Here is a 9,170-nt window from a genome sequence, read left to right as displayed (position 1 = left end):
TCAGCGCTGATCGAGGGGGACGAAGAGGCGGTCTTCCGGCCCGGTGTAGTTCGCGGACGGGCGGATGATCTTGCCGTCGATGCGCTGCTCGATCACGTGCGCGCTCCAGCCGCTGGTGCGCGCGATCACGAACAGCGGGGTGAACATCGCGGTGGGCACGCCCATCATGTGGTAACTGACCGCGCTGAACCAGTCGAGGTTGGGGAACATCTTCTTGATGTCCCACATCACCGCCTCCAGGCGCTCGGCGATGGCGAACATCTTCATGTTGCCCTGCTCGGCCGAGAGCCGGCGTGCGACTTCCTTGATCACCTTGTTGCGCGGGTCGGACACGGTATACACCGGGTGGCCGAAGCCGATCACCACTTCCTTGCGCTCGACCCGCGCCCGGATGTCGGCCTCCGCCTCGTCCGGCGTCTCGTAGCGCTTTTGCACCTCGAACGCGACCTCGTTGGCGCCGCCGTGCTTGGGCCCGCGCAGCGCACCGATCGCGCCGGCGATGCAGGAGTGCATGTCGCTGCCGGTCCCCGCGATCACCCGCGCAGTGAAGGTGGAGGCGTTGAATTCGTGCTCGGCATACAGGATCAGCGAGGTGTGCATCGCGCGCACCCAGGAGGCCGGCGGCGGCGCGCCGTGCAGCAGGTGCAGGAAGTGGCCGCCGATGGAGTCGTCGTCGGTCTCGACGTCGATCACCCGGCCGTTGTGGCTGTAGTGGTACCAGTACAGCAGCATCGAACCCAGGCAGGCCATCAGCTTGTCGGCGATGTCGCGCGCGCCGGGATGGTTGTGGTCGTCCTTCTCCGGCTGCACGCAGCCCAGCACCGAGACGCCGGTGCGCATCACGTCCATCGGGTGCGCCGACGGCGGCAGCTCCTCCAGCGCGGCCTTGACCGCGGCCGGGATGCCGCGCAGCGCCTTCAGCTTGGCCTTGTAGGCGGCCAGCTCGGCGCGGTTGGGCAGCTTGCCGTGCACCAGCAGGTGCGCGACCTCCTCGAACTCGCAGGCCTCTGCCAGGTCGAGGATGTCGTAGCCGCGGTAGTGCAGGTCGTTGCCGCTGCGGCCCACCGTGCACAGCGCGGTGTTGCCGGCGAGGGTGCCGCTCAAGGCGACGGACTTCTTCGGCTTGATGCCGGGGGCGATGGCAGGCTCGCTCATGGATGGGACTCCGTGGGCCGGGTGGCCCGGTCAGTGCTTGCCGGCGAACAGCGCGTCGAGGCGCTGCTCGTAGGCGTGGTAGCCGATGCGGTCGTACAGCTCCTCGCGGGTCTGCATGGTGTCCAGCACCGCGTGCTGGTGGCCGTCGCGGCGGATCGCCTGGTACACCTGCTCGGCGGCCTTGTTGGCGGCACGGAACGCCGACAGCGGGAACAGCTGGATCGCGACCCCGACCGCGGCCAGCTCGTCGCGGGTGTACAGCGGGGTCTTGCCGAACTCGGTGATGTTGGCCAGCACCGGCACCTTGAGCACGTCCACGAACCGCTTGTAGGTCGGCAGGTCGTGCGCGGCTTCGACAAAGATGCCGTCGGCGCCGGCCTCGACGCAGGCCACCGCGCGCTCCAGCGCGGCCTCCACGCCCTCGACCGCGATCGCGTCGGTGCGCGCGATCAGGAAGAACGCCGGATCGGTGCGCGCGTCCGCCGCGGCCTTGACCCGGTCGGCCATCTCCGCCAGCGGCACGATCTCCTTGCCCGGGCGGTGCCCGCAGCGCTTGGCCCCGACCTGGTCCTCGATGTGGCAGGCGGCGGCGCCGGCCTTGATCAGGCTCCGGACCGTACGCGCGATGTTGAAGGCGCTGGGGCCGAAGCCGGTGTCGATGTCCACCAGCAGCGGCAACTCGCACACGTCGGTGATGCGGCGGGTGTCGACCAGCACGTCCTCCAGCGTGTTGATGCCGAGGTCCGGCAGGCCCAGCGAGCCGGCCGCGACCCCGCCGCCGGACAGGTACAGCGCACGGAAGCCGGCGCGCTGCGCCAGCAAGGCATGGTTGGCGTTGATCGCACCGATCACCTGCAGCGGCGATTCGGCGGCCAGCGCGGCGCGGAAGCGCGCCCCGGGACTACTGCTCATGGATTGGACTCCGCGAGTGTGGCGATTGTAGCGACCAGGCCCGCGGGCCCGGCATGCCATCGGTCATGCCGGCGCGGCGGATGGATCGCCGGCAGCCATGCCGGCGCTCAGCCCAGCAGGTGGGCGACGCCCGCGCGCTCTTCCTCGAGCTCGGCCAGGGTCTTGTCCATGCGCTCGCGGCTGAAGGCGTCGATCGGCAGGTCCTGCACGCGGGTGTACTCGCCGCCCGCGCAGGTCACCGGCACGCCGTAGATGATCCCCTCCGGGATGCCGTAGCTGCCGTCCGAGGGCACGCCCATGGTCACCCACTTGCCGCCGGTGCCGAGCGCCCAGTCGCGCATGTGGTCGATCGCGGCGTTCGCCGCCGAGGCCGCCGAGGACAGCCCGCGCGCCTCGATGATCGCAGCGCCGCGCTTGCCCACGGTCGGGATGAACACGTTCGCGTTCCAGTCGGCGTCGGCGATCTTGTCCTTCAGCGACACCCCGCCGGCGGTGGCGAAACGGTAGTCGGGGTACATGGTCGGGCTGTGGTTGCCCCACACCACCAGGTGCTCGATGTCGGCCACCGCCACCCCGGCCTTGGCCGCCAGCTGGCTGAGCGCGCGGTTGTGGTCCAGGCGCAGCATCGCGGTGAAGTTCTTGGCCGGCAGCCCGGGCGCGGACTTCATGGCGATGTAGGCATTGGTGTTGGCCGGGTTGCCGACCACCAGCACCTTGACGTCGCGGCGGGCGACGGCGTCCAGCGCCTTGCCCTGCTCGATGAAGATCTTGGCGTTCTCCAACAGCAGGTCCTTGCGCTCCATGCCGGGCCCGCGCGGGCGCGCGCCGACCAGCAGGGCGTAATCGGCGTCCTTGAACGCGACGTTCGGGTCGGAGGTGCCGACCATCCCCGCCAGCAGCGGGAACGCGCAGTCCTCCAGCTCCATCATCACGCCCTTCAGCGCGGCCTGCGCCTTGTCCAGCGGCAGCTCCAGCATCTGCAGGATCACCGGCTGGTCCTTGCCGAGCATCTCGCCGGAGGCGATGCGGAACAGCAGGGCGTAGCCGATCTGGCCGGCGGCACCGGTCACGGCGACACGAACGGGGGCTTTCATGGGACGGGATCCTCGCGGTGGGAAAGGCGCGCGCGGCGCGCCCGGAAGTCGGTCAGGACAGTTCGGCGAAGAACTCGGCGAACCGCTGCAGGCCCGGCGCCAGCTGCGCCGCCGGGCAGGTGTAGCTGATCCGCAGCGCGCGCGGCTCGCCGAACGCCGAGCCCGGCACGCAGGCGACGCCCTTGGCCTCCAGCAGCGCGTTGCACAGGTCCACGTCGTTCTCGATCCGGCGCCCGGCGTGCGACTTGCCGAAATACGCGCTGACGTCGGGGAACACGTAGAACGCCCCCTGCGGGCGCGGGCAGACGATGCCCGGGATCGCCGCCAGCGCGGCCATCACCTGGTCGCGGCGCGCCTGGAACTCCGCGCACTTGGCGGCCGGCACGTCCTGCGGGCCCTCCAGCGCGGCGATCGCGGCGGCGGTGACGATCTCCGGGATGTTGGTGATGTGGTTAGAGTTCATGGTGGTGACCGCGGCGGCCACCGCCTCCGGGCCGGCCATGAAACCGACCCGCCAGCCGGGCATGCCGTAGGTCTTGGACAGCGAGTCGATGAAGATCACCCGCTCGCGCAGCTCCGGCCGGCTGTGCAGGAAATTGCGGTAGCCGATGCCGTCGAACACCATCCGGTTGTAGATGTCGTCGGTGATCACCCAGGTGTCCGGGTGGCGCGCCACCACCTCGGCCAGGGCGTCGACCTCGGCCGCGGTGTAGGCCATCCCGGTCGGGTTGTTCGGGTTGTTGAACAGGAACACCTTGGGCTTGCGCGCCAGCGCCGCGTCCAGCTGGGCCGGGGTCAGCTTGTAGTCCTGCTCGGGCGGGCACGGCAGCAGCTCGACGCGCGCGCCGACGATCTCGGCGATGTCCAGGTAGCTGGTCCAGTACGGCACCGCGAAGGCGATGGTGTCGCCCTCGTCGAGCAGCACCTCGGCCAGGTTGTAGATCACATGCTTGGCGCCGATCCCGGTGGCGCAGTTGACCCGGCCGTAGCCGGTCAGGCCGAGCCCCTCCAGGTGGGCGAGGAAGGCGTCCAGCAGGCGGTCGCTGCCGCGGTTGCTGCCGTACTGGCCGCTGTCCTTGGCCAGCGCCTCGCGCGCCGCGGCATACACGTGCTCGCCGGGCAGGAAGTTGGGGACGCCGATCGAGAAGCTGATGATGTCGCGGCCTTCGGCCTTCAGGCGCTTGGCCTTCTCGGCCACCGCCATGATCGCACTGGGCTTGGCGCGGCTCATGCGCCGGGCGAGCTGGGGCATCGTGGGGAACCTCGGCGACCGCCGCCGGAGGCGGCGCTGCCACGTTGGGAGGATGCGGCGAATGCTAGCACAGCCACCCGCGCCGGCCGGCCGCGCGGCGGCCGGCGCGGGACGGGATCAGGCCGCCAGGATCTTGTTCCACTCGGCCACGCGGTCGGCCTTGGCCGCCAGCGCCGCCTCGGCGTCGCCCTCGATCGTCACCGACCGGATCACGTCGCCCTGGCGCACCGCGTCCACCACGTCCATGCCGGCGACCACCTTGCCGAACACGGTGTGCTTGCCGTCCAGCCAGCCGCAGGGCACGTGGGTGATGAAGAACTGGCTGCCATTGGTGTTGGGGCCGGCATTGGCCATCGACAGCACCCCGCGCTCGTGGCGCAGGCCGTTGCCGGTCTCGTCCTCGAAGCGGTAGCCGGGGCCGCCGCGGCCGCTGCCCTCCGGGCAGCCGCCCTGGATCATGAAGTCGGCGATCACGCGGTGGAAGGTGAGGCCGTCGTAGAAGCCGCGCCGGGCCAGGTTGACGAAGTTGGCCACGGTCAGCGGCGCCTCGGCGGCGGCCAGTTCGATGCGGATCGGGCCGCGGTCGGTGTCGAGGATGGCGGTGAGGGACATGGGGCGCTCCTGCGGGCGGGGATCGCCCGGTTCCCGTATGATAGCGGGCTTGCCCCCACGATCTTCCGCGCCTGGCCTGCCCCGCATCCGGCGCCCGCCCGCATGTCCGCCTCCGATTCCGTCGAACGCCTGCGCAACATCGCCATCGTCGCCCACGTCGACCATGGCAAGACCACCCTCGTCGACCAGCTGCTCAAGCAGTCCGGCACGCTCAGCGAGCGCGCCGTGGTGCCCGAGCGGGTGATGGACAGCAACGACCTGGAGAAGGAGCGCGGCATCACCATCCTCTCCAAGAACACCGCGATCCGCTGGACCGACCCCAAGACCGGCGAGCCGTGGCGCATCAACATCGTCGACACCCCCGGCCACGCCGACTTCGGCGGCGAGGTCGAGCGCGTGCTGTCGATGGTGGATTCGGTGCTGATCCTGGTGGACGCGATGGACGGGCCGATGCCGCAGACCCGCTTCGTGACCCAGAAGGCGTTCGCGATGGGCTTCCGCCCGATCGTGGTCATCAACAAGGTGGACCGCCCGGGCGCGCGTCCCGGCTGGGTGCTGGACCAGACCTTCGACCTGTTCGACCGCCTCGGCGCGACCGACGAGCAGCTGGACTTCCCGGTGGTGTACGCCAGCGGCCTGCAGGGCTATGCCGGCCTCGACGAGAACGTGCGCGAGGGCGACATGACGGCGCTGTTCGAGGCCATCTGCCGCCACGTGCCGGCGCCGCCGGTGGACCCGGACGGCCCGTTCCAGATGCGCGTCACCTCGCTGGACTACAACAACTACGTCGGCGTGATCGGCATCGGCCGCATCCAGCGCGGCAAGGTCCGCACCAACCAGCCGGTGACGGTGGTGGCCGCCGACGGCAGCCGCCGCAACGCCAAGGTGCTGCAGGTGCTGGGCTTCATGGGGCTGGAGCGGATCGAGGTCGGCGAGGCGCGCGCCGGCGACATCATCGCCTTCAGCGGCATCGAGGGCATCGGCATCTCCGACACCCTGTGCGACCCGGCCGCGGTCGAGCCGCTGCCGGTGCTGGCGGTGGACGAGCCCACCATCAGCATGACCTTCCAGGTCAACGATTCGCCGTTCGCCGGCCACAAGGAGCGCAGCGGCGGCAAGTTCCTGACCAGCCGCCAGCTGCGCGACCGCCTGCTGCGCGAGGCCCAGCACAACGTCGCGCTGCGGGTGGAGGACACCGCGGACGCCGACAAGTTCAAGGTCAGCGGGCGCGGCGAGCTGCACCTGTCGATCCTGATCGAGACCATGCGCCGCGAGGGTTACGAGCTGGCGGTGTCGCGCCCGGAGGTGATCGTCAAGGAGATCGACGGCGTGCTGTCCGAGCCGTACGAGTCGCTGGTGGTGGACATGGACGAGCAGTACCAGGGCGGGGTGATGGGCCGCCTCGGCGAGCGCAAGGCACTGCTGCAGAACATGGAGCAGGACGGCAAGGGCCGCGTGCGCCTGCAATACCTGATCCCGGCGCGCGGGCTGATCGGCTTCCAGACCGAGTTCCGCACCCTCACCGCCGGCACCGGCCTGCTGTTCCACGTGTTCGACCACTACGGGCCGAAGTCGGAAGGCAGCATCGGCCAGCGCCAGAACGGGGTGCTGATCTCCAATGCCACCGGCAGCTCGCCGGCCTATGCGCAGGCGGCGATGCAGGAACGCGGGCGGCTGTTCATCGAGCCCGGCGAGGAGATCTACGAGGGCCAGATCGTCGGCATCCACGCCAAGGACAACGACCTCACCGTCAACGCCCTGCGCGCCAAGCAGCTGACCAACTTCCGCGCCGCCGGCAAGGACGACGACGAGGGCCTGATCCCGCCGATCAAGTTCTCGCTGGAGCAGGCGCTGGAGTTCATCGACGACGACGAGCTGGTGGAGGTCACGCCCAAGCAGATCCGCCTGCGCAAGAAGCTGCGCACCGAAGTCGAGCGCAAGCGCGCCAGCCGCAGCTGACCGGATCCCGGCGATGTCTCCCGCCCCGCCCCGCGGCTACGATCCGGATCCCCGGCACCACCCCGGGCTGCACCTGATCGCGCTGTTCGAGGCGTTCAAGGGCGCGCTGGCGCTGGCGTCCGCCAGCGGGCTGGAACTGCTCGGGCCGGACTGGATCCGGCATGCGATCCGGGTGCTGACCTGGCGGCTGCACCTGCACCCGGAGCGCGGCCCGATCGCGCATCTGCTGGATGCGATCAACCCGCATGCGGTGCACATGACGGCGCTGTTCCTGATCGGCTACGCGGCCCTGCGCTTCGCCGAAGCCTGGGGCCTGTGGCGCGCGCGCGCCTGGGGCTCGTGGCTGGGCCTGATCTCGGCGGCGCTGTACCTGCCGCTGGACGTCGGTGCCCTGCTGCGCCATCCGGGCTGGTTGTCGGCAGCGGTGCTGATCATCAACCTGGTGGTGGTGTACGCCCTGGCGCGCGACCTCTGGCGAAGACGCCGCCACTGAAGCCCCTGCGGGCTTGCCCGCGCGCGCGCGACGCGCAATCCTGCGGGCCTGACCGCCCGGAGCCGCCCATGCGCCGCCTGCCGCTCGCCCTCGCCTGCACCCTGCTGCTGGCCGCCTGCCAGCCCGCCACGCCGCCTGCGCCACCCGCGGCCAAGCCCGCCGCCACGCCGGCGGCGGCAGCGCAGCCCGCATTCGCGTTCGAGGAGGCCAGCATCGCCGACCTGCAGGCGAAGATGGCCGCCGGCACGCTCACCAGCCGCGCGCTGGTCCAGGCCTACCTCGACCGCATCGCCGCGATCGACCGCGCCGGGCCACGGCTGAACGCGGTGATCGAGCTCAATCCGGACGCCTTGAAGGAGGCCGAGGCGCGGGACGCCGAGCGCCAGGCCGGCAAACCCCGCGGCCCGCTGCACGGCATCCCGGTGCTGCTCAAGGACAACATCGACGCCACCCCGATGGCCAATTCCGCAGGCTCCCTGGCGCTGGCCGACCACCGCCCCAAGGCCGATGCCTTCCTGGTCGCGCGCCTGCGCGCGGCCGGCGCGGTGATCCTGGGCAAGACCAACCTGTCGGAATGGGCCAACTTCCGTTCCACCCGCTCCAGCTCCGGCTGGAGCGGCCGCGGCGGGCAGACCAAGAACCCCTACGCGCTCGACCGCAATCCGTGCGGCTCCAGTTCCGGCACCGGCACCGCGGTCGCGGCCAACCTCGCCGCCGCCGGGATCGGCACCGAGACCGACGGCAGCATCATCTGCCCCTCGGCGGTGGCCGCGCTGGTCGGCATCAAGCCGACCGTCGGCCTGGTCAGCCGCAGCGGCATCATCCCGATCTCGGTCTCGCAGGACACCGCCGGCCCGATGGCGCGCAGCGTGGCCGACGCGGCCGCGCTGCTGACCGCGATCGCCGCGCCCGACCCCGCCGATCCTGCCGCCGGCGAGCGCAAGGACCCGACCCCGATCGACTACACCGCGCACCTGAAGGCCGACGCCCTCAAGGGTGCGCGGATCGGCGTGCTGCGCCAGCTCATGGGCTACCACCCGGACACCGATGCCCAGTTCGAGCGCGCGGTCGCGGCGCTCAAGGCCGCCGGCGCCACCGTGGTGGACGCCCGCCTGCCCAGCTTCCGGCGCTGGGACGCGCCGGAGATGGACGTGCTGCTGTACGAGTTCAAGGACGGCCTGAACCGCTACCTGGCCGGCGCCGACACCCCGTACAAGACGCTGGCGGACCTGATCGCCTACAACAAGGCGCATGCCGCGCAGGAAATGCCCTACTTCGGCCAAGAGCTGTTCGAGCAGGCGCAGGCCAAGGGGCCGCTGACCGAGCCGGCCTATCGGCGCGCGCGCGACGCCGCGCGCCGGTTGGCCGGGCCGGAGGGGATCGACGCCGCCCTGCGCCAGCACAAGCTGGATGCGCTGGTGGCGCCGGCGATGTCCCCGGCGTGGCCGATCGACTGGATCAACGGCGACCACTTCACCGGCGCCGGCTACGGCGTGGCCGCGGTCGCGCGCTATCCCAGCATCACCGTGCCGATGGGCCAGGTGCACGGCCTGCCGGTCGGGATCGTGTTCATGGGCACCGCCTGGAGCGAACCGCGCCTGATCGAACTGGCCTATGCCTATGAGCAGGCCAGCCGCGCGCGGCGGCCGCCCAAGCTGTTGCCGACGGTGGCCTACGCGCCGCTGCCGTGACC

At 70.9% G+C, this 9,170-nt stretch carries 8 protein-coding genes; 3 read left to right on the top strand and 5 right to left on the bottom strand.

Annotation, left to right across the window (positions count from 1 at the left end; genetic code table 11):
- The 5 genes from prpC to ML340_RS09330 all read right to left on the bottom strand — a co-directional run bounded on the left by prpC (position 1) and on the right by ML340_RS09330 (position 5,025).
- Positions 1–1,155: a bifunctional 2-methylcitrate synthase/citrate synthase gene (prpC, locus tag ML340_RS09350; RefSeq protein ID WP_240098981.1), complete on the bottom strand. Its 1,155-nt coding sequence runs from the start codon at positions 1,153–1,155 to the stop codon at positions 1–3.
- 30 nt (positions 1,156–1,185) lie between these two features.
- A complete protein-coding gene (gene prpB / locus ML340_RS09345) occupies positions 1,186–2,067 on the bottom strand; it encodes a methylisocitrate lyase (protein ID WP_240098979.1) in 882 nt (293 codons plus the stop codon).
- 107 nt (positions 2,068–2,174) lie between these two features.
- Complete coding sequence (locus ML340_RS09340) at positions 2,175–3,161, bottom strand: malate dehydrogenase (RefSeq protein WP_240098977.1); 987 nt, start codon at positions 3,159–3,161, stop codon at positions 2,175–2,177.
- Between the two features lie 52 nt (positions 3,162–3,213).
- Complete coding sequence (locus tag ML340_RS09335; protein ID WP_240098976.1) at positions 3,214–4,413, bottom strand: pyridoxal phosphate-dependent aminotransferase; 1,200 nt, start codon at positions 4,411–4,413, stop codon at positions 3,214–3,216.
- A 117-nt stretch (positions 4,414–4,530) separates the two neighbouring features.
- The gene (locus ML340_RS09330) at positions 4,531–5,025 is read right to left on the bottom strand and encodes a peptidylprolyl isomerase (protein WP_240098974.1); all 495 of its coding nucleotides are present in this window, start codon (positions 5,023–5,025) and stop codon (positions 4,531–4,533) included.
- A gap of 102 nt (positions 5,026–5,127) precedes the next feature.
- On the opposite strand from ML340_RS09330, the gene typA reads away from it, so the two are divergent.
- The 3 genes from typA (at position 5,128) to ML340_RS09315 (ending at position 9,168) form a co-directional block, all read left to right on the top strand.
- On the top strand, positions 5,128–6,984 hold the full coding sequence (gene typA / locus ML340_RS09325) for a translational GTPase TypA (RefSeq protein WP_240098972.1): 1,857 nt from the start codon (positions 5,128–5,130) through the stop codon (positions 6,982–6,984).
- Positions 6,985–6,997: 13 nt separating this feature from the next.
- Positions 6,998–7,477, top strand: a complete 480-nt coding sequence (locus ML340_RS09320) for a DUF2127 domain-containing protein (RefSeq protein ID WP_240098970.1) — start codon at positions 6,998–7,000, stop codon at positions 7,475–7,477.
- 68 nt (positions 7,478–7,545) lie between these two features.
- Positions 7,546–9,168 (top strand): amidase, encoded by a 1,623-nt coding sequence (locus ML340_RS09315; RefSeq protein ID WP_240098968.1) that lies wholly within the window; start codon positions 7,546–7,548, stop codon positions 9,166–9,168.
- The last annotated feature ends 2 nt before the right edge of the window (positions 9,169–9,170 follow it).

It is taken from the genome of Thermomonas flagellata (genome assembly GCF_022419185.1).
Lineage (GTDB): Bacteria > Pseudomonadota > Gammaproteobacteria > Xanthomonadales > Xanthomonadaceae > Thermomonas > Thermomonas flagellata.
This window is presented reverse-complemented; position numbering and strand designations above follow the sequence as displayed.